This window comes from Zhenhengia sp. (assembly GCF_046966505.1).
Lineage (GTDB): Bacteria > Bacillota > Clostridia > Lachnospirales > Cellulosilyticaceae > Zhenhengia > Zhenhengia yiwuensis.
This window is the reverse complement of sequence record NZ_JBKVCH010000005.1, coordinates 1-21,137: the sequence shown is the minus strand read 5'-3', so window position 1 is coordinate 21,137 and position 21,137 is coordinate 1. Positions and strand designations below refer to the sequence as shown.

Genomic DNA, 21,137 nt, shown 5'->3' with positions numbered 1-21,137 from the left:
AATACGGAGGTGGATTCATGTCAAAAGTTAGAGTTTATGAAATAGCAAAGAAGCTTAATATTAGTACAAAAGAAATCCTTGATCAATTAAAGGAATATGGTTTTGACGTACATAGCCATATGAGTTCCTTACAAGATGAAGAAGTGAAACTCATTATTGACTACTATAATCAAGATAAACCTAAAAATCAAATAATCCATGAGGTTAATACTACCGAAAAAACTGAGCCACCAACTGAACTGATTATACAACAAAAAGAGGCTAACTTTTCAAAAGCTCCTGAAGTAGAGCGACGTATGCCAGATTTAACACATCATAAGAAATCAACAAAAAGTAAAAATAAAAAGAAAAATAAAAAAGCGGAAAAAGCAGAAAAGGCAGGAAATATGGGACAACAAACTAACTTAGGGAATGATACGATGATTACAGAAGACGATATTAAAGTAATTGAAATACCAGCATCTATTAGCGTAAGAGATTTAGCTGATAAAATGGGTATTGCTGCAATTGAAATTATTAAATGTTTAATGAAAAAAGGCAAGATGGCTACAATTAATCAAGAAATTGATTTTGAACTTGCAAGTCAGGTAGCAGAAGAATTCGAAGTAATTGTAGAACTTGAAGAAGAGAAAGATTTACTTGAAGAAATCTTTAAAGAAGTAGAAGATAAAGAGGAAGATTTAGAAGCAAGACCACCAGTTGTAGTTGTAATGGGTCACGTTGACCATGGTAAAACATCTTTATTAGATGCAATTCGTTCAACACATGTTACATCAAGAGAAGCAGGTGGTATTACACAACATATCGGTGCTTCAACAGTAACTTTAAATGGTAAGAAAATTACTTTCCTTGATACACCTGGGCATGAGGCATTCACAGCAATGCGTATGAGAGGTGCTCAGGTAACAGATATTGCTATCTTAGTAGTAGCAGCAGATGATGGGGTAATGCCTCAAACAATCGAAGCGATTAACCATGCTCGAGCAGCAGGTGTTGAAATTATCGTTGCAGTCAATAAAATGGATAAACCAGGTGCAAACCCTGATCGTGTTAAACAAGAATTAGCAGATCAAGGCTTACTTGTTGAAGACTGGGGCGGTGATACAATCTGTGTACCAGTATCAGCACTTAAAGGGGAAGGTCTTGATACCCTTCTTGAAATGATTTTATTAGTAGCTGAAATGAATGATTACAAATCAAATCCAAACTGTAAAGCACGTGGTACTATTGTAGAAGCACAACTTGATAAAGGACGTGGTCCAGTAGCAACTGTACTTGTTCAACGTGGTACTTTAAAAGTAGGTGACCCAGTTGTTGCAGGTACAGCATATGGTAGAATCCGTGCTATGGTAGATGACAAAGGTCGCCAAGTGAAGAAAGCTGGTCCATCTACACCAGTTGAAATTTTAGGTTTATCAGAAGTTCCAGTAGCAGGCGATATGTTCTATGTTGCAAATAGCGATAAACAAGCACGTCAAGCTGCTGAGAAAGTAAAAGCACAAGGACGTTTACAAATTCTTGGACAATCTCAACAAAAAGTATCTTTAGATGATTTATTCAATCAAATTCAAGAAGGGCAAGTAAAAGATCTTAATATTATTGTTAAAGCGGACGTTCAAGGTTCAGTTGAAGCTGTTAAACAAAGTTTAGAACGTCTTTCAAATGAAGAAGTACGTATCCGCATTATTCATGGTGCAGTAGGTGCTATTACAGAGTCTGACCTTATGCTTGCATCTGCATCAGGAGCAATCATCATTGGTTTCAATGTTAGACCAGATGCTGCAACAAAGGCTATTGCAGATAGAGAAGAAATCGATATTAGACTTTACCGTGTTATCTACAATGCAATTGAGGATATTAAAGCAGCTATGAAAGGTATGCTTGATCCAGAATTCGTTGAAAAAGTAACAGGACATATTGAAATCCGTCAAACATTCAAAGTATCTGGTGTAGGAACAGTTGGTGGTGGATATGTATTAGATGGTAAAGTTGCTCGTCATAGTGGTATCCGTATTGTACGTGATGGTATTGTTGTTTACGAAGGTAAACTTGCATCTCTTAAACGTTTCAAAGATGACGTTAAAGAAGTTAACACAGGCTATGAATGTGGTGTTATGTTTGAACGTTTTAATGATATTAAAGAAGGCGATATAGCAGAAGCCTTTATTATGGAAGAAGTTCCAAGATAGGAGGTGGCATAATGGCCAGTCAACGTATTATTAAAATTAACGAAGCAATTCGCAAAGAATTATCAGAACTTGTACGCTCAGAAATCAAAGATCCTCGTGTATCTGGTGCTATGATTTCTGTTGTTGATGTGGATACAACAAATGATTTAAAGTTTGCTAAAGTATTTATTAGCGTACTAGAAGAAAGCAAAAAAGAAGATGTCCTTGTAGGACTTAATGCGGCAGGAGGTTTTTTACGTAAAGAGATTGCAAGACGCATTAACTTACGTAATACCCCACAGCTGATCTTTAAATTAGATGAAACTATTGCTTATGGTATGAAAATGTCTAAGATGATTGATGATGTCTTAAAGGATAGTGAGAGTAATGAACTTTAAAGCTATTCTTGAAGTGATAAAAAATGCTAACTCTATAGTAATAAGTGCACACACTAACCCCGATGGCGATGCTATCGGGGCTATGGTGGCTATGGGCCATCTTTGTGCTTACTATAAAAAAAGTTATACCGTTTTATTAGAGCAATCTTCCAAGGCTTTTAGTTATCTTTTAAAAGGGTGTCATTATGCATTTGATTTAAAAGACACGGTAGATACTTTTATTGCTTTAGATTGTGGAAATTTAGAACGCTTAGTAGGTTATGATGCTTATTTTGATAAGGCTCAACATACTATTAATATTGATCATCATATAAGTAATACAAAGTTTGCTCAGTATAATTATGTAGATGCAGAAGCTTCTTCTACAAGTGAACTCATCTATAGGCTTATTAAAGAGGGAAATATACCTGTAAATGTAGAAATAGCTAAGGCGCTTTATACAGGTCTTTTAACAGACACAGGTGGCTTTAGGCATTCTTGTACGTGTCCCAGCACACTTTTAGCAGTAGCAGAGCTTATTCAATTCCCTTTTAATTTTAGTGAACTTTACGAAAAGATTTTATGTGAAAAATCTTTAGCAACAGCTAAACTGCAAGCTAAAGCTGTAGAACATATGAAGCAAATGAATAAACCAGGTATGTATTTAAGTTATATTACTTCTGAAGATATTGCACGAAGTGAGGCTTCTAAAGAAGATATAGACGGCGTAGTAAGTTATTTAAAGACAATCAAAGGAACAGAGCTTATTGCTTTTATTTATCCAAAAGGAACAGATTCACAGACTTATAAATTAAGTATGAGAAGTAATCCACCTTTCAATGTAGCTGCCTTTTGTGAGCAATTTAATGGTGGTGGACATGAAAGAGCTGCTGGTGCAACTTTAGAGGGTACACTTGAAGAAGTACTTAAACATGTTCAAGATGCCACTTGTGCCTTTATGGAAAGTTAGAAAGAGGTTATTATGTTAAACGGTATATTAAACATCTATAAAGAAAAAGGTTTTACTTCCCATGATGTGGTAGCCAAAGCTAGAGGTATTTTGCGTGAAAGAAAAATTGGTCATACTGGAACGCTTGATCCTGATGCAGAAGGGGTGTTACCTTTATGTATAGGCAAAGCAACTAAGGTAGTTCCTTATTTAACAGATGCGGATAAATGCTATGAAGCGACTGTTAAATTAGGCGCATATACTACAACAGAAGATGCATCTGGTGAAATCCTTGAAACTTTTGATGTAAATGTTACAAGGAGTCAGGTAGAGGAAGTTGTTAAAAGCTTTGAAGGTCCCTATACACAAACACCTCCTATGTATTCAGCTATTAAGGTAAATGGTGTAAGACTCTATGAATTAGCTAGAAAAGGGATTGTAGTCGATAGACCAAGTCGAGATGTTTACCTTACAAGTTGTAATTTAATAGAGTGGATTGATGATACAACCTTTAAAATCCGTGTAGACTGTTCTAAGGGTACTTATATTCGTACACTTTGTACAGATATAGGTAGAGCTTTAGGTTGTGGAGCTTACATGGAATATCTTTTAAGAGTACGAGTAGGCCATTATTGCCTAGAGGATAGTCTGACATTAGGAGCATTAGAAAGTCATAAGCATGAGATAGATAAGTATATTGAGCCGGTAGAAGAAATGTTTGGGAATTATCCTAAGATTACTATTTTACACACTTATAATAAATATCTTTATAATGGCAATGCACTTCCTTTTAAGTCAGCTCAGCTATTACCAGAACAATTAGATCAATTCGTACGTATCTATGATGAAGAAGGTACTTTTAGGGGTATTTATAAAGTTAATAATAAGTTACAGCAATTTATAGTAGAGAAATTATTTATTTGATTTTTAGAAGGAGGTGGGGTAGTGCAATATATTTGTGGGTCAACAGACATACAAATAACAGGAGAAAGTGTAGTTGTATTAGGGAATTTTGATGGTGTACATAAAGGCCATCAAATGCTTTTACATGAGGCAAAAGCAAAGGCAAAAGAAAATAACCTAATGGCTATTGCACTATCTTTTTATCCTCACCCTACGTGGGTGCTAGGCAATAATCCTAAGCCTCTTGTTATGTCTAGGCAAGACCGTAAGCATCAAATTAAAGCAGAAGGCATGGATCTTTTTATTGAATATCCTTTTACCGTAGATTTTGCACATATTAGTCCTGATATATTCTTTAAAGATGTTCTTGTAGATAAACTTCATGCAAGAGTAGTCGTTGTTGGTAGCAACTATTTCTTTGGCAAAAATAAAGTAGGGAATGTAGATTATATGAAAGTACTTGGAGAAAAGTATGATGTAGAAATTCTAGTAGTAGATACGGTTAAAAAAGATGGACAGGTTATATCAAGTACACATATTCGTCAATTGATTAGCGAAGGTAAGATGGAAGAAGCCGAAAGCTTTCTTGGTCATCCTTATACAGTTATTGGAACAGTTGTACATGGTAAAAAATTAGGGAGAACCATTGGCTTTCCAACAATTAATATGATTGCAGATCCAGCTCGTATCCATCCACCTAACGGTGTCTATGCTACAACAGTAAAGGTATATAATCATGAATATATGGGTATAACTAATGTAGGCTATAATCCAACGGTTGGCAGTAGCTACAAAATGATAGAAACACATATTATTAATTTTACAGGTGAAATTTATGGCGAAGAAGTAGAAGTAGCTTTCCATAAGTTTATTAGACCTGAACAGAAATTCGATAATGTAGAAGAACTTTCTAAACAAATTGCAAGAGATACACAGACAGGCAAAAAATTTTTAAGCACACATATGAAATAGTTTACAAGCTTAAAGGCGTGTGCTATACTAATTAAGTATTTAAGCCGTTACTCAGATAGTGGACACTCCGACCTTATCTTAGTTATCGGATAGATTGAAATTATAGGAGGAAATAACAATGACTAAAGAATTCAAACAAGAAATTATGCAAAAATACGCAAGAACTGCTAATGATACTGGTTCTCCAGAAGTACAAATCGCACTTCTTACAGAAAGAATCAACCACTTAACAGAGCACTTACGTACACACAAAAAAGACCACCACTCACGTCGTGGATTATTCCTTATGATCGGTAAAAGAAGAGGTCTTTTAGACTACTTAATCAAAACAGATATCGAAAGATACCGTGCTATCATTAAAGATTTAGGTATCAGAAAATAATAATTTTAAACAGGACAGGGTGGAGGCATTCCACCCTTTTTTGTAATATTATAGAGGAATGAGCATACTTATTGTGCAATGTTAAAAGGATTTAATATCTAAATCTTTCTAAGATTGCGCAAGTTATGTCTCTCTTCCTCAAATAAAATCGGAAGGGGAAATTGATTATGATAAAAAATTATTCTACTACTTTAGCCGGTAGACCACTTAAAGTTGAAATTGGTAAAATGGCAGGGCTTGCAAATGGTAGTGCGCTTGTAAGTTATGGTGAAACAGTTATTTTAGCAACAGTTGTTGCAAGTGAGGAGCCAAAAGAAGGGATTGACTTCTTCCCTCTTAGTGTAAATTATGAAGAAAAATTCTATGCAGTAGGTAGAATTCCTGGTGGTTATATTAAACGTGAAGGGCGTCCTTCAGAAAGAGCAATTTTAACATCACGTGTTATTGACCGTCCAATGCGTCCTCTTTTCCCAAAAGATTACCGTAATGATGTCGTGATTACAACAACAGTTATGGCAGTAGATCAAGACTGTAGCCCAGAAGTAACAGCTATGATTGCAGCTTCACTTGTTGTAGATATTTCGGATATTCCTTTTGCAGGTCCAGTTGGTTCCGTACAAGTAGGTTATGTAGATGGTGAGCTTATCATCAATCCGACTTCAGCACAAAGAGAAGTAAGTGAACTTGCTTTAACAGTATCTTCAAGTAGCTCTAAAGTTATGATGATTGAAGCTGGTGCTAATGAAATTGATGATGATCTTATGTTTGAAGCAATTATGAAAGCACATGCAGTAAACCAAGAAATTGTTAATTTTATTAATGAAATCAAAGCAGACTGTGGTAAAGCTAAGAAAGAAGATTATGTAAGATTTACAGTTCCAGAAGAAATTGTAGCAGAAATTACAGCTATCATTGGCGATGAACGTATGGAACAAGCTGTATTTACAGATGATAAACAAGTGCGTGAACAACAACTTAAAACATTAAAAGAAGAAGTAACTCAAAAACTTACTGAAGAAGGTAAAGAAGAACACTTAGCTTATTTAGGCGAAGCTTTCTATAACTTCGAAAAGAAAACAGTAAGACGTATGATTTTAAGACAACATAAACGTCCAGATGGTCGTGCATTGGATGAAATTCGTCCACTTTCAGCAGAAGTTGACTTATTACCTCGCGTACATGGTTCAGGTATGTTTACACGTGGTCAAACACAAGTACTTACTGTAACAACTCTTGGACCTTTAGCAGATACACAAACTTTAGATGGTTTAGATGAATTAGAAGTATCTAAACGTTATATGCATCACTATAACTTCCCTCCTTATTCAGTAGGTGAAGCACGTGCACCACGTGCACCAGGACGTCGTGAAATTGGACATGGTGCTTTAGCAGAACGTGCACTTATTCCAGTATTACCATCAGAAAATGAATTCCCATATGCTATTCGTACAGTATCTGAAGTATTAAGCTCTAATGGTTCAACTTCACAAGCAAGTATCTGTGGTTCTTCACTTTCATTAATGGCAGCAGGTGTACCCATTAAGTCCGCTGTTGCAGGTATTTCTGTTGGTCTTGTAACAGGAGAAACAGATGATGATTTTGTTATGCTTACAGATATTCAAGGGCTAGAAGACTTCTTTGGAGATATGGACTTTAAAGTAGGTGGTACACATAAAGGAATTACAGCAATCCAAATGGATATGAAAATTCAAGGTTTAACACCGGAAATTATTAAACAAGCTTTTGAACAAACAAGAAAAGCACGTACCTATATCTTAGATGATATTATGGCTAAAGCAATTGATATGCCAAGAGAAGAACTTTCTCCATATGCACCACGTATTACTCAAATTACAATCAATCCTGAAAAAATTAGTGAAGTTATTGGACCAAAAGGTAAAACAATTAATAAGATTATTGATGAAACAGGCGTTAAAATTGATATTGAAGATGATGGACGCGTATTCATTTGCGGTATTGATGCTGAAAAAACAAAACGTGCCATCGAAATTATCGAAGGTATTGCCAAAGATATTGAAGCAGGTCAAGTTTATACAGGTAAAGTTGTAAGACTTATGAACTTTGGAGCATTTGTTGAGCTTTTACCAGGTAAAGAAGGTCTTGTGCACATTTCTCAACTTGCACATGAACGTGTAGAAAAAGTAGAAGATGTAGTGAATGTAGGGGATACTATCGAGGTTAAAGTTATTGAAATAGATAAACAAGGACGTGTTAACCTATCAAGAAAAGTACTCCTTGAAAAGCCTAAAAAAGAAGAAGCAAAAACTGAACAATAATTAGAAGGGTATCTACTTTGGTAGATACCCTTCTACATGCATATTGCTATTTGTAATGATTGTTATTAGGGAAGTAGAAGAGCATGAATCAACATAATCGTTTTAAAGCAGGGCTAAAGAAAGCAATGCCTATTGCATTAGGCTATTTTCCGGTATCATTTACTTTTGGTATTATGGCTTCTGGTGGAGGCATAGATCCTATAACGGCAACTATCATTTCACTTACCAATTTTACCTCTGCAGGGCTATTTCCTATTAAAGAGGAGGATTATACAAGATGTACATAGTTTTAGCAATTTTAGTGATTGCCCTTGTAACTTATTTACCAAGGGTTGGCCCCTTAATTCTTATGAAAAAGAAAATAGAGTCTAAATTTCTACAGTCTTTTTTATATTATGTGCCCTATACAGTATTGGCTTCCATCACCTTTCCAGCTATTTTTCATTCGACAGGAAGGTTATTAAGTGGTATAGTAGGTGCAGGGATAAGCATAGTACTTGCTTACTTAGGTGGAAGTTTGCTTCAAGTATCGCTTGTTGCAGTCATTAGCATTTATATTATGAATCTATTTTAGAGGGTGAAATTATTTTAATCAGGATTAAACAGAACGACTTTACAAAAAAACGTATGGCACATTTATTTGCAGAAGCATTTTATGATGATCCACTTTATCTGTATATGTTTCCAGATAATACAACTAGAATAGAAGTATTGGAGCTTTTCTTTAGAACTTATTTAGATATATATGGAAAATACGGTGACATTGTTACAACTTCTGAAGATTTAACTGCAATAGCCTACATTTATTATGAAGAGCGATTTGAGAATAAATTACTTTATTATAAAGATTTATTTTTTGCGACCTTTAGGCTGATTGATTTCTTAAGGTTTATAAGTTTGAAGGATATTAGACGTATGATTAAAACAGTCAAAAAGATGTCTTCAAATTGGATTGATGAGGTGGTACAAGGTAATTATATACACCTTGATTTATTAGCAGTTCAAAGAGACTATAGAGGGTTAGGCAAAGCTAAACAGCTTATTGAATATGTAATTAATGAAGCAAAAGTTAAAAATTTACCACTTACACTTGAAACACAGAATTTAGATAATACTGAGATTTATAAACACTTTAATTTCGAAACAGTAGAAGAGATTTCTTATGAACATATGGTGCAATATTGTATGTTGCATAAGTAAAAAAGTACCCTTAATAAAGGGTACTTTTTTTATGTATATTGAAGCTATTTAACACTTTCTCGGACAATAAGAGTAGGTTTATAAAGATGATAAGAAGGTGTATCCATGCCCTGAAGGCATTTAATAAGCATTTCAGCTGCATATTGGCCAAGCTCGTAAGCAGGCTGACTAACTGTTGTAAGAGGTGGATCAATAATTTGAGAAAAGGATAGATTGTCAAAACCTATGACAGAAAGATCTTCAGGAATACGAATACCTTGAGTACGTGCATATTTATAAACGCCATAGGCCATTAAATCATTAGAAGCAATTAAACCTGTATAGGACTGTAGGTGGAGAAGTTCCATTGCTCTAAAACCACCTTCAACAGTATAATCTCCTTCTGTGATAAGTTGCTCCTGTATAGGTAAACCAGCTTCTTCTAAGGCCATTTTATAGCCTCTAAGACGTTCTTTAGAGGTAGAGAGGTTCATAGAACCAGTTATAAAGGCAATAGAAGTATGTCCCTTTTCAATAAGATGTTTGGTAGCTGTATAAACTCCAAAACAGTTATCAATATAGACATGAGGGATTGCTTCATCATGCATGCAAGCATCTAATAAGATAATAGGCTTATTAACTTTTTGAATACGTGTAATATTTTTTGGTGTAGTAGCAGTAGAAGAAGCAAATAAGAGTCCATCAACTTGCCTTTCTAAAAGGGTATAGACATAGCTTTCTTCTTTTTGGGCATCCAGGTCAGTATTACAGAGAAAAATATGATATCCATGGCTACCTGCCATATCTTCTATGCCACGTGCAAGCTCCGGAAAGAAGGGGTTACAAATATCAGGAATAATACAGCCTAATGTCTTTGTAGATTGTGTACTTAATGCACGAGCTGCACTATTGGGAATATAATCGTATCTCTTAACTACATCTAATACTTTAGCTTTTGTTTCTTCTGTGTAACCTGTTTCTTTATTATTTAAGACGCGAGAAACAGTACCAATAGAAACATTCGCAAGTTTTGCAATTTCACGTATTGTAATGCTCATAAAGGCCTCCAGTCATTATAAAAATCTAGTTTATCTTGGATTAGCGTAGCATAAGTCGAACATTAAGTCAATTATAGTACAAAAAGTTTTAGTTTTAAGAAAGAGCATTTTAATTCTAATCTTATTATATAGAGCATAAAACTGAAAAGAAACAAGCTGATATAGAGGTGCTCATTAGAACTCATGTACTAGAAGGCAAGGTATTTAGCTAGTATAAAGTTTTAAATGCTTTTATAGAGTCTCAAGCATATTTCATCACGCTGATACACGATGTTATAAGCATAGCTTACTTAGAGAGGTTTAGCTTCAATAAAATATGTTAAAGTAGGCACTATTTAAAATAAAAGTAAAAAATTAATGATAAAAGTAAAAATCTGATTATAGAACTAGAAAGAAAATGATTTTAAAATAAAAGTACTAAAAATCTAAATAGGGGGGGGAATTCAAAGTATATAAGTACGCTTTTACTGAGTACAATAGTAGGAAGTAAGAAATGCATAGATGATCTAGTTATCTTTAAACAAGATTCCCATAAATAAAAAAGCATAAATTAATAAGCGGATACAAATAAAAATATGCAGTGGGAATAATATTTTGGGAACAGTTAAATAGAACAGATGATAGAAAAAATGATGAGGCAATTGAAGGAGTAACATTACATTGGTAAGACACCTTAGCAAGATCAAAATAGAGTAAAAGGAAGGTAAAGAGAAGCTATGAATAAAAGAGAGATTTTAAAAGGTATACAGAATGGGAAAGCGTTGCCTTTTAAAATAGCCTATCATGAAACCTACAATCAAATACCCTACATAAGGCAGCAATTTCAGTTATTAGAAGAGACGGAAAAAGAGCAAGAAGAAATAAAATCTTTAAGTTATGATAAATTTAAGCTTTTTTGGGAAACGGGAGATAGAAGTATCTATCAAGATGCCTATTACGCTAAAAGGAAGAGATTACTTCTGTATGCTATGCTACTCTGGAGAAGACATGAAAATCTACACTATAAACATGAGCTTGAAAATGTTTTATGGGATATTTGTAGTGAACCTATGTGGGCCTTACCAGCACATTTTACAGATAAAGAAGGAAGAGATTTACCTTTTGAAAAATACGAAGGACAGATTGATTTATTTGCGGCAGAAACAGGTTTTGCTATTGCAGAGACACTAAGAATGTGTGAGCCTTTTTTATCTAAGAGATGTATAGAATTTGCTAGAATTCAGCTTAATAAACGTATCATTGAACCTTTTTTAGATGGTAATCAATTTTATCCATTTGAAATTAGGGCTAATAACTGGGCAGCAGTATGTGGTGGTGCCGTAGGATGTGTGGGAATTCTACTTCTTAAAGATGAAGAAAAACTGACTAACTTTTTACACAGAGCTATTTCTTGTATAGAAGTTTATTTACAATCTTTTGGAGAAGATGGAGTATGTGTAGAAGGTGTAGATTATTGGAGTTATGGTTTTGGCTTCTTTGTATGCTTTGCAGATTATTTAAAACAAAGAACCAATGGACAGCTAAATTTTTTTAGGGATAAGAAAGTAGAGCAAATTGCTCTCAATCAACAAGCTTACTATTTAGTAGGCAATCATACCATAAGTTTTGCAGACGGTAGGGATGAAGGAAGATACAGAATAGGGCTTTCTATGTATTTGAAAAAGTGTTATCCGGCAGTACAGCTTCCACTATTACAGTATGCCCAATCTATATTGGAGGATACCTGCTACCGTTTTTGTTTAGCATTAAGGGATATTCTGTGGTATGACCCCAATATAGGGTGGCAGGGGGATAAGAAACAGTCTGTTTGGTTATCTCAGGCACAATGGTTTCTATCTCATGGAAATACTTTTATTCTTGTAGCCAAAGGTGGTCACAATGGGGAAAGTCATAATCATAATGATTGCGGCTCATTTATCCTCTATAAAAATGGTGTTCCAATGTTAGAGGACTTAGGGGCAGGTTTATATAATGCAGATTACTTTTCCAATAAGAGGTATGATATTTTTGTGAACGCATCCAGAAGTCATAATGTGCCAATTGTAGCAGGAACAGAGCAAAGAGCAGGGAAAGAATATGGTGCGCAGAATGTTTTAGTGAACTTTGGGACGATAGAAACATTCCAGGCTGAGTTACAGAGTTGTTATCCTTCTTATAACTTAGAATCTTTTGTTCGCAGGATTAAACACAATATAGAAGAAAACTATATAGAATTAGAAGATTTATTTAAGTTTAATAAGCCTGATGTGATACAAGAACGCTTTATAAGCCGTTCACCTATAAATATAGAAGGAACAAGTGTAGTGATAAAAAATGGTAAGGAAGAATTGAAGCTTTATTTTGATGAAGGATATGATCTACAGGTTTTAAAGGAAGAATATGAGAATCATAAGATGGAAGAGTGTATAGCTTATATCTTGCAGGCATCTAAGAAGGATAAAGGAAATAATGTATGTTGTAGGGTCCTTATAAAATAAAGCGAGTGAGATAGAAGGTAGAGCGAAAAATGAAATTTTATAGTTAATATACGTAAAAGTGGGCATATTTCTGAGGAGATATGCCCACTTTTTATTGTATAAAGAAAACCCCGGGCTATGCCTGGGGTTCGAAAAAGCTTAGAGCTATGAGTATAAATAAAAAACCTCCTTTGAAGAATAAGATTAGGTTCGCCAACCAATCAAATCAAAGGAGGTTTATCCAAATGGATAAAAATAGTTTAGCACACACCAAATGGAATTGTAAGTACCATATAGTATTTGCACCTAAGTATAGAAGACAGATAATCTATGGAAAAATAAAGAGGGATATAGGTATTATTTTAAGAAGGTTATGTGAGTATAAGGGAATTGAAATAATAGAAGCTAATGCATGTAAAGATCACATTCATATGTTGGTCAGTATTCCAACTAAGACAAGTGTATCAAGTTTTGTAGGTTATTTAAAAGGTAAAAGTTCACTTATGATTTTTGATAGACATGCAAATTTAAAATATAAATATGGAAACAGATAGTTTTGGTGTAAGGGGTATTATGTAGATACAGTAGGAAGAAATAAAAAGGCAATACAAGAATATATAAAAAATCAATTATATGAAGATTTAACAGAAGAACAAATGACAATTAAAGAATATATGGACCCGTTTACGGGTGAGCCGGTAAAAAAGAGCAAATAAAAGAGCCTCTTTAGAGGCTGCTTGAAAAAAATATGCAGTTGGCGAACTATTCAATATGCCTTAAGGCATTGCTAGTAATATGCCCTTATAGGGCTAGAGCAAACCACCCGTTAGACGGGTGGTTATGATTGTTTAGGTTATAGATAAAATTTTAGTATTTAATGAGTACAGGTTGGATTTGTTTGCCATCTAATGCAAATTTTAAGGTATCAGGTACAAGGGTTAAGTCAGCTACTAAGGAGTAAGGTTTTGCTACAGCGTTGTCTTGACCAAAAGGTACAAAGTAAATATTTTGATTTGGCATTACGTGTCCAATATTTTCAAGGTTGAGGCCTAAGCCATCGTTTGTGGAAATAGCAAGAATAATAGGTTTACCGTTACGCATAAGAGATTTTGCTACCATGATATGAATAGGGGTATTTTTCGTTTCTTCATAATGGACTCTGCAGGAAGTAGAAGAATATATCTATATTTTCACCGTCCCACTCAATGCGCTTAATCAAGTTATGCATAAGTGTTTTCTTTTGATGTAAGGTTGCATAATCTATAAGCTCATTAAATTCTTTAAGAGAGTGAAGAGTAAGCTCAATATTGGCAAGTGAATAGTCTTGATTTACACTTGAATTTTGAAGTTCATCAAGCTGTTTTTTAAGTACAGAGTTTTTACTATGCAGAGCTTTAACTTCATCTTGTATATAGTGTTCCATGGTAGAATCATCAAAGAGTGCAAGCTTTTTAATAAGACTGCTAATGGTAGTGGTATTGGATTGTAATTCCTCTTTAATGCGCACCTTTTCTTTTTCAACAGTATCTATTTTAAAGGTTAAGTCTTGCTTATGTTTTTTGAGTTCTTTAATTAAGGCTGTTTCATTTTCAAGCATAGCGCGAATGCGTTTGATGACAAGCGTATCTATAGCATAGCCTTTACTTATATTGGCAATACTGCATAGTTTACCTCGGCTTTTAGTCTTAGTAGTACATCTATAGTTGTAGCATACTGTACCATTTACTAAAACACCTTTACCAGATACTTGCATAGGTGCGCCGCAATGTTTACAGTAAATAAGTCCACTAAGTAGAGCGGGAGAAGCACTGGCATTGGAGTAAGCTAAGTCACTATTTGCTTTAAGTTGTTTTTGTACTTTTATCCAATCTAGGCTAGATATAATAGGCTGGTGAGTACCTAGGGAGATAATCCATTTATCAGGAGGATTTTGTAAGTTTCCCTTACCCTTTTTATTACGATTATATGGCATAAGCCCATAGCTACCATCAAATTCTTCTTTAGGTTTAGGTAAGATACATTTTAGCTTATGAAAATATTCATAGATGGATGCATCAGCAGTGGCATAAACAGGGTTAATTAATATATTCCGAATAACATTAGAACGAAAATGCGCTTGATTAGATGTCTTAATGCCATTTTGCATTAGGTAAGTTTCAACCTTGGAAATGCTACCAAGTTCTAAGTATTTGTCAAAAATAAGTTTAACAGTTGGAGCTGTCTTTAAATCTTGTTCAAGGACAGAATAATGTTTGGTCTTACCATTAGATTGATACGCTACTTTTTTACCTTTGTAACCCAGTGGGGAAGTACCACCAAGCCAGCGTCCAAGCTTAGCAAGTTCTAGAAGATTATCCGTTACACGTTCTGCGATTGTTTCTCTTTCAAGTTGTGCAAATACAGACGATATGTGAATCATGGCACGTCCCATTGGTGTAGTGGTATCGAAGTTTTCTTTGATAGACACAAAACCTATTGCATGCTGAGTCAAGATGTCTAGTGTAGATGCAAAATCAGAAACATTTCTAGAAATACGATCTAGGCGATAACAGATGAGTACATCATACAGGCCTTTTTTTAGTTCGTCTATAAGTATTTTAAATTGAGGACGATTAGTAGTACCACCAGAAAAACCCTCATCCACAAAGATAGAGAACTCTGGTGCATCAAAATGCGTGTTGGCATATTCTTTGCACATATGTATTTGATTATCTATAGATTCTCCCTTATCAGAAGTCTTAGACTTACGGGAGTATATGGCTATTTTCATAATAGACCTCCTAATATAAACATAAGCCCCAAGTAGTATTCTACAAGGAGCTCAGAGTTTTAATGTTATTTTATAATTTTTAAATGTGCAATATCGTAACAATTTTTAGCAGTTACTTTTTCTATTGTTGAAAATTTATCTTGAGTATTCCTTAAATCTTCTGGACCTTTTTGTAAGGCTTGTAAAGATTCCAAAATTTTATTAAATGGTTCTTCCATCAGATTTATCCTTTTCGTAGGTCTATAGTTCTTATGATACTGTATCTCGTGGAGTTATTCAATAGAGTATCATTGATTGTATCAGTAAATATCAATAGATCTATTTGAAGTAATACAGTTATTGCATAGGACAAATTTAAACATTCATAAACATTAAATAGAGGAGGGGCAGTTATGACAGGCAAAGAACAAGAGTATAACATCAGATGTTTTTTAGAAGATGGAACACCTCTTACTAAAGAGAACCAACATCTCACATGTATTAATCAAGAAGTTACGAAGTTTCAGGCTAAGGTTATCATTAATCAGATTAATAAGATGCCTAAAGAAGTTGGGGAACTTGTTTTTGAAAGATTAGCTGCAACGCCTGTGTAACTTTAAGAAGAACATATATAAGTAGATACTAAAGACATATTACTGTATTAAATACATATTAAGAATAGAACAATCAGTCCATTTTATAAACAAAAATGGGTCTAATCGAACAAGAGAGAAATGAAGCATAATGAAACAAAATGAATTTGCCCTTGCAAAGTCACGAAAAGGAAGAGAGTTAACATAGGAACAACAGCACTTAGTAAAGGGGAGATAGGCAAAGAAATTCCATCAGAAGGAGCAGTTTCAAAAATGGTATAAGCTTATGACGAGCCTATGCTTGGATATATTTACTTGCATGAGTGTACAGATTTAATTAGGTTTGTAGTACAAATGGATTTGGATAATCTTGCTTTGCGATTTTAGAAGGAATGCAACGACGTTAAGCATATTCAAATGGAGATGATCACTAGAGTTTGTGGTGATGAAGTACTTACTTTAGATCATGTTATTGAAGAGATAGAGGCATACGGATATAAAGTACTAAAAAGCGAATGTTTTTGAAATCTATAGGCATGGTGAAGTAAGCAAAATCTAAGTTTGTTTGGATGAGGTAGAGGGAGAAATTAAAAACCTCACTGAGTTAAACAGTGAGGTTTACTACTCAGAGTAGTTATTCTATTAGAGAAAATAAAGCAGTTTAGGTACTTCGCAGTATAGTCATAATCAATATCAAAAATTATTTTAAGTTTTTGATGTAAACATTATCTTTGTTTTCTGCAACAATATGATTCTCTTTTTTATAGCCTCGAGTTTCGTAAAATAAACTAGCGGTATCTGTAGTTAATATAGATTTATATATTGCATGTTCTATAAAATATGTTTCCGCAAGATGTAATAAATCAGAGCCATTTCCAGTGTTACGGAACTCCTTGGCAATCCAAAATTCTCTAATGAAACCCATTTTGATACAAAAGAACCAATTAGTTAACTCGATTGGTTTAAATTGAATAAAGCCTACAACATCATCTGTTTTTGTTAGTCTAACAAAAGCATGGTTGCCTTGATCTTTATTCATTTCTTCAAACAATTTGTTACTTTAATATCTAATTCGGCAAAGTATCTTTTAAATGCCACTTCAAAATAAGGGTTGGTAAAATCTGAAATCAATATGTCTTTCATTCTGCTTTCCTCCTATTTATAGGAGGGTTAAAGTATTGTACCCTCCTGGTTTGGTTGTTTTTTTACGGACACTGTATTCTTCATAAGATATCACCCCTTCATTAAAATTTTATATTATAATGCCAAAGCAGTATAATCGTACAAAGTATATAAGGTTCATTAAGTAAGTATCTAATTGTTAGCTCGAGTATATCAAATAGCAAAAGATAGATTCAAGCAATAAAATAATTTTTTGAGGAAGTGAGCGTATGGATAAAAAGTTGTTATACATGTAAGTATTGCAAAGGGGTACTGTAGACAATTGGCCAAAACTAAGTTTGTTTAGGGACATAGTTAACTAATGAAATAACAACACTATTCTGAATCAATGAGACTGTTATAAAAAATACTATTTGATTATATGAAGAGTATGCTCTTAATCTTTATATTAGTTTTTGTGTCCTCATAGAGATAGGGAAATATCCAATAGTTAATAACATTATGGTAAGGATTATAATACAACTAGCAATTATGATAATCGACTTTATTGTACTTGATGTAGAGATTTTAAGGTTAGTGTAAAACGTGGAAATAAAATGTACATTTGTTGCTATTAAAAGTATCCATATTGGTGATGTTCTGAAAGATAACAGGCCACAAACCAATAAGTAATTAAGTATAACAAAATTTATTGAATCAATAACTAAATCAACTAACTTACTTGAGCTTCTTTTATCCAATTTTACCTTGCCTCCTATTAGATAAATAATCTTTAGTTAAAGACTAACACAGTAAAGAGAAAAAATAAAATAATTCTTTTAGATGGTTTAGAAGTGGGAAATGCATGAAATAAATAAAAGCCCAAAAGAACTTTTAGGCTAGGAAGGGGGATATATATTTACTGGGCGAAAGCTTTATTTATTTTAGCCAGTTCACCTTCTTGATCGTCTAACATAAGTAGAATAATATAACCATCTTTTCAATAACGCATCCATTAGTTGGAACACTAATAGTAAGTTCCATAGCATAATGTTCAAATACACCTAGTACATCCTCTTTTCTCTTTGTAAGAGCATCTTTGACAGCATTATATTGATTTTCTTTAGGTTTTACAATACTTACATTAGTAGTAGAGGTTCTAAACATAGAAAACATTGTATACTGGCTTTCATATAAACTTTCATCTAGATAGAACATATCTTTAAGTAGCTCGTCAGTAGGTTCTTCAAGTATAGGTGTTTCATCGTTTTCAAGAATTTGTTCTACAAGAGCTTTTTCATTTTGTAAGCGCCTTTTTAGCGTTTTTCTTATAAGACATATATGAATAAATGAAAGTTCCACGCTTAAGGCGTATTCTACTATACAATAACTTTTTGGAGGAATGGCAGATAAAATTTATTAATCAAGGAGCTAGATGCTGAAGTTGTATGTAAAGTAATTAAGATGTATAATGTAGGGTAATATAAATTAATGAAATAGCTTTTTGATTAAGTAGTTTTGAAATAAATAAAATTAGTCTTTGATATTAAAAATAATCTTCAGCTAGGAGATAGACTGAAGATTATCAAAAAATCTAATTGAATTATTAGCATATACCAAGAAATTAAAATATCTTTCTAAAGTACGTATTTTTTCGGAAGGTGTATTTTGTTGAGCTAATAATTCTAATTCATATAAGGCAGCTTTAAGGTAATTTGTAGCGTTAAAAAGAATAAGTAAATTTCTATAAAGAGAAGAATCTTGAGGAGCACTATTTAAATTAAGTCCTATTTTATTAGCTGTATTATTTAAAGAAGAATGTAAGCGAGTAAGAGCATCATCAGCTGAAGAAGTATCATCCCAAGAGAATACAATTTCTTGAGCTAGTGTATACATATTATTTTTAAGTAATGTTAAATTACTTATATACTGCTGCACATCTTGTTGCGAATTACTAGGTAGAGTAGATGCATACAAAGATGTATTAATTATCAAAATAAATGATAATAAAATTGTAAGAGTAAGTTTAAATTTTGATTTCATAATATACTCCTAAATTAGTATTTAAATTTATATTGTGTCATATTAGATAAAAATATACTGATAAAATTGATTTTCAATAAAAAATATCCCTTGTGAGAGAAAGGGGTTTGGGTTGATTAAATTTTATTCTAATAAGGCATATTCGTTAGATAGGTCATGAATTGGAAGCGAGACACCTATCTACTTAAATCGTAGATGTTAATAGGGTGTTAGAATCAATAAAATTTACTTTTGGAGGCTTCCAAGAGGGACAAATCCCCCTTGGAGAAACTAGGGAAAATTTTTTATTAGCCAAAGAATCCATGCTAACATCATTATCACCTTCTTTAATTATATGATACAATATATTCTGAATATTTCAATGAAATAAATTTACTTTTTGGAAGAGGATGTAACGTGAGATTAAAGTACTGGCAGATAAGTTATTAGGAGAAAAAAGTTACATAGACTTATTCTTATTTAGGGATATTTATCTTGCCAAGGAGGAAAGAATAAACGTAAAGGTAGGTCTGAACATAAGTTCTAGCTCTACTTTATATAGTAATTCGATAAAAAATATGTAATAATACAAATATAAAAATTAGTATAAGAAGGATGTTTGAAAATGATTTTAATTTTATGCTAAGTATTTTTAGGGATATTTGGATATTTTATAGAATAAGAAAGGTGAAGAATTATAAAATGGGGATAGTATATAAATCTTTAGGTAATCAACATTTATCAGATCATATTCTCAAGAAATTTAATCGCTATCCAGAAGTAAAAAGATGTTGGCGTAAGGAAAATAATAAATGGTATTTAAGAGATATAGCTTTTATAGAACAATGGAATGAGCAAGATAAAAGAGAAATTATACAATCTTTAAGAGAAACGATTGCAGGCAAGGGTGTTGTTTATGGAGCGTTTGAACAGAATATTTTAGTAGGATTTGCTTCGGTAGAAGGCCTATTGATTGGATCAAGAAAGCAGTATGCCATTCTTCATCATATTTATACAAGTTATGGCTATAGAGGACAAGGAATTGGGAAAAAATTATTCACTAAAAGCTGTGAGTTTGCTAAAAATATAGGTGCAGAAAAACTTTATATTTCTGCACACTCATCTGAAGAATCACAGTTGTTTTATAAAAGATTAGGGTGTAAAGATGCAGAGGAAATTGATGACTATTTATATCAATTAGAGCCATTTGATTGTCATATGGAGTTGATCCTTAGCAAGTAGATATTCTTTTGTTTGAAGAAAATCTTTCAGTTTGAGATGAAGTGCCCCCCGAATGTTAGACAAAATATGTCTTGTATTTGGAGGGCATTTTTATGTCTAAATATTCCCATGAAGAAAAACTTAAAATAGTTCTATTAGTTGTTGGGCGGTATCATTCTATTGAATATACAAGTAAATATTTTTGTGTTCTATATACTTTTGTACAACGGGTGGGTAAAAAGATATGAGATACACGGTGCTCAGTGCCTTGCCATGAAAAAGCATTCTTATTCTGGTGATTTCTAGTAACATGTACTAGAATATGTGCATGAAAACCTTGTATCATTTAAACAAACAAAGCCTAAATGCTCTAAAATGAATAGTGAAGGATTAATCAATGAATTAGAATATTTGCGTATGGAAAATGAATACTTAAAAAAGTTAAATGCCTTCATTCAGGTGAAGGAAGCATTAATGAAAAAGACAAAATGCGAATGAAAAATAGGCTACTAAAATCAGAGTTATTTTATTTACAAGAATTCTACTCAATAGAACACTTTAAGGAGGAATTAGAAAATTATATCGAATATTATAATCCTAAAAGAATAAAGAGTAAACTAAAAGTCCTGTACAATATAGGATTCAATCCTTATTCGTGGAGTTGTCAATAAAAAGTAGACACAAAGTTAAGTTGATTTTATGAATTTAAT

At 33.2% G+C, this 21,137-nt stretch carries 20 protein-coding genes and 2 pseudogenes; 15 read left to right on the top strand and 7 right to left on the bottom strand.

Annotated features, from left to right (window positions below; translation table 11 throughout):
- Window positions 1-17: 17 nt before the first annotated feature.
- The 10 genes from infB to ACLTBU_RS07135 all read left to right on the top strand — a co-directional run bounded on the left by infB (window position 18) and on the right by ACLTBU_RS07135 (window position 9,248).
- Window positions 18-2,189, top strand: a complete 2,172-nt coding sequence (gene infB, locus ACLTBU_RS07180) for a translation initiation factor IF-2 (protein WP_249332517.1) — start codon at window positions 18-20, stop codon at window positions 2,187-2,189.
- 11 nt (window positions 2,190-2,200) lie between these two features.
- Window positions 2,201-2,566, top strand: coding sequence for a 30S ribosome-binding factor RbfA (gene rbfA / locus ACLTBU_RS07175; RefSeq protein WP_177672140.1), 366 nt, complete (start codon window positions 2,201-2,203; stop codon window positions 2,564-2,566).
- Complete coding sequence (locus tag ACLTBU_RS07170; RefSeq protein WP_177672139.1) at window positions 2,556-3,515, top strand: DHH family phosphoesterase; 960 nt, start codon at window positions 2,556-2,558, stop codon at window positions 3,513-3,515. The genes rbfA and ACLTBU_RS07170 overlap by 11 nt, the downstream gene beginning before the upstream one ends.
- A 12-nt stretch (window positions 3,516-3,527) precedes the next feature.
- Window positions 3,528-4,418 carry a tRNA pseudouridine(55) synthase TruB gene (truB, locus tag ACLTBU_RS07165; RefSeq protein WP_412218390.1) on the top strand — a complete coding sequence of 297 codons (891 nt, stop codon included), beginning with the start codon at window positions 3,528-3,530 and terminating at the stop codon, window positions 4,416-4,418.
- Window positions 4,419-4,439: 21 nt separating this feature from the next.
- Window positions 4,440-5,369 (top strand): bifunctional riboflavin kinase/FAD synthetase, encoded by a 930-nt coding sequence (locus ACLTBU_RS07160; protein ID WP_412218388.1) that lies wholly within the window; start codon window positions 4,440-4,442, stop codon window positions 5,367-5,369.
- A 118-nt stretch (window positions 5,370-5,487) separates the two neighbouring features.
- Window positions 5,488-5,751 (top strand): 30S ribosomal protein S15, encoded by a 264-nt coding sequence (rpsO, locus tag ACLTBU_RS07155; RefSeq protein ID WP_177672136.1) that lies wholly within the window; start codon window positions 5,488-5,490, stop codon window positions 5,749-5,751.
- Window positions 5,752-5,918: 167 nt separating this feature from the next.
- A complete protein-coding gene (locus ACLTBU_RS07150; protein ID WP_412218386.1) occupies window positions 5,919-8,048 on the top strand; it encodes a polyribonucleotide nucleotidyltransferase in 2,130 nt (709 codons plus the stop codon).
- A gap of 83 nt (window positions 8,049-8,131) precedes the next feature.
- Window positions 8,132-8,335, top strand: a complete 204-nt coding sequence (locus tag ACLTBU_RS07145; protein ID WP_177672134.1) for an AzlC family ABC transporter permease — start codon at window positions 8,132-8,134, stop codon at window positions 8,333-8,335.
- Window positions 8,326-8,622, top strand: coding sequence for an AzlD domain-containing protein (locus tag ACLTBU_RS07140; protein WP_249332521.1), 297 nt, complete (start codon window positions 8,326-8,328; stop codon window positions 8,620-8,622). The genes ACLTBU_RS07145 and ACLTBU_RS07140 overlap by 10 nt, the downstream gene beginning before the upstream one ends.
- 53 nt (window positions 8,623-8,675) lie before the next feature.
- Window positions 8,676-9,248 carry a GNAT family N-acetyltransferase gene (locus ACLTBU_RS07135; protein WP_177672132.1) on the top strand — a complete coding sequence of 191 codons (573 nt, stop codon included), beginning with the start codon at window positions 8,676-8,678 and terminating at the stop codon, window positions 9,246-9,248.
- 44 nt (window positions 9,249-9,292) lie between these two features.
- Here ACLTBU_RS07135 and ACLTBU_RS07130 read toward each other — a convergent pair whose 3' ends face one another.
- Window positions 9,293-10,285, bottom strand: coding sequence for a LacI family DNA-binding transcriptional regulator (locus tag ACLTBU_RS07130; RefSeq protein WP_249332522.1), 993 nt, complete (start codon window positions 10,283-10,285; stop codon window positions 9,293-9,295).
- A gap of 716 nt (window positions 10,286-11,001) precedes the next feature.
- Here ACLTBU_RS07130 and ACLTBU_RS07125 point away from each other — a divergent pair.
- Window positions 11,002-12,762, top strand: coding sequence for a heparinase II/III family protein (locus tag ACLTBU_RS07125; protein WP_412218383.1), 1,761 nt, complete (start codon window positions 11,002-11,004; stop codon window positions 12,760-12,762).
- 224 nt (window positions 12,763-12,986) lie between these two features.
- A pseudogene (gene tnpA, locus ACLTBU_RS07120) lies at window positions 12,987-13,457 on the top strand (IS200/IS605 family transposase).
- 151 nt (window positions 13,458-13,608) lie between these two features.
- Here tnpA and ACLTBU_RS07115 read toward each other — a convergent pair.
- The 3 genes from ACLTBU_RS07115 to ACLTBU_RS07105 form a co-directional block, all read right to left on the bottom strand.
- Complete coding sequence (locus ACLTBU_RS07115; protein ID WP_412218380.1) at window positions 13,609-13,842, bottom strand: hypothetical protein; 234 nt, start codon at window positions 13,840-13,842, stop codon at window positions 13,609-13,611.
- Between the two features lie 46 nt (window positions 13,843-13,888).
- Window positions 13,889-15,511: a recombinase family protein gene (locus ACLTBU_RS07110; RefSeq protein ID WP_412218379.1), complete on the bottom strand. Its 1,623-nt coding sequence runs from the start codon at window positions 15,509-15,511 to the stop codon at window positions 13,889-13,891.
- A 65-nt stretch (window positions 15,512-15,576) separates the two neighbouring features.
- On the bottom strand, window positions 15,577-15,729 hold the full coding sequence (locus tag ACLTBU_RS07105) for a hypothetical protein (RefSeq protein WP_177672127.1): 153 nt from the start codon (window positions 15,727-15,729) through the stop codon (window positions 15,577-15,579).
- A 174-nt stretch (window positions 15,730-15,903) separates the two neighbouring features.
- Between ACLTBU_RS07105 and ACLTBU_RS07100 the strand changes: the two genes are divergently transcribed.
- Complete coding sequence (locus ACLTBU_RS07100) at window positions 15,904-16,104, top strand: hypothetical protein (protein WP_177672126.1); 201 nt, start codon at window positions 15,904-15,906, stop codon at window positions 16,102-16,104.
- A gap of 679 nt (window positions 16,105-16,783) precedes the next feature.
- On the opposite strand, the gene ACLTBU_RS07095 is transcribed toward ACLTBU_RS07100, so the two are convergent.
- From ACLTBU_RS07095 to ACLTBU_RS07085, 3 genes are all read right to left on the bottom strand, one after another.
- Window positions 16,784-17,122, bottom strand: a complete 339-nt coding sequence (locus ACLTBU_RS07095) for a GNAT family N-acetyltransferase (RefSeq protein WP_412218376.1) — start codon at window positions 17,120-17,122, stop codon at window positions 16,784-16,786.
- A 1,031-nt stretch (window positions 17,123-18,153) separates the two neighbouring features.
- Window positions 18,154-18,546, bottom strand: coding sequence for a DUF4358 domain-containing protein (locus tag ACLTBU_RS07090; RefSeq protein ID WP_177672124.1), 393 nt, complete (start codon window positions 18,544-18,546; stop codon window positions 18,154-18,156).
- Between the two features lie 201 nt (window positions 18,547-18,747).
- A complete protein-coding gene (locus ACLTBU_RS07085; RefSeq protein ID WP_177672123.1) occupies window positions 18,748-19,227 on the bottom strand; it encodes a hypothetical protein in 480 nt (159 codons plus the stop codon).
- Window positions 19,228-19,908: 681 nt separating this feature from the next.
- Here ACLTBU_RS07085 and ACLTBU_RS07080 point away from each other — a divergent pair.
- Complete coding sequence (locus ACLTBU_RS07080) at window positions 19,909-20,448, top strand: GNAT family N-acetyltransferase (protein WP_412218375.1); 540 nt, start codon at window positions 19,909-19,911, stop codon at window positions 20,446-20,448.
- A 485-nt stretch (window positions 20,449-20,933) separates the two neighbouring features.
- Window positions 20,934-21,130, top strand: a pseudogene (locus ACLTBU_RS07075) (IS3 family transposase); the annotation flags it as partial.
- Between the last annotated feature and the right edge of the window lie 7 nt (window positions 21,131-21,137).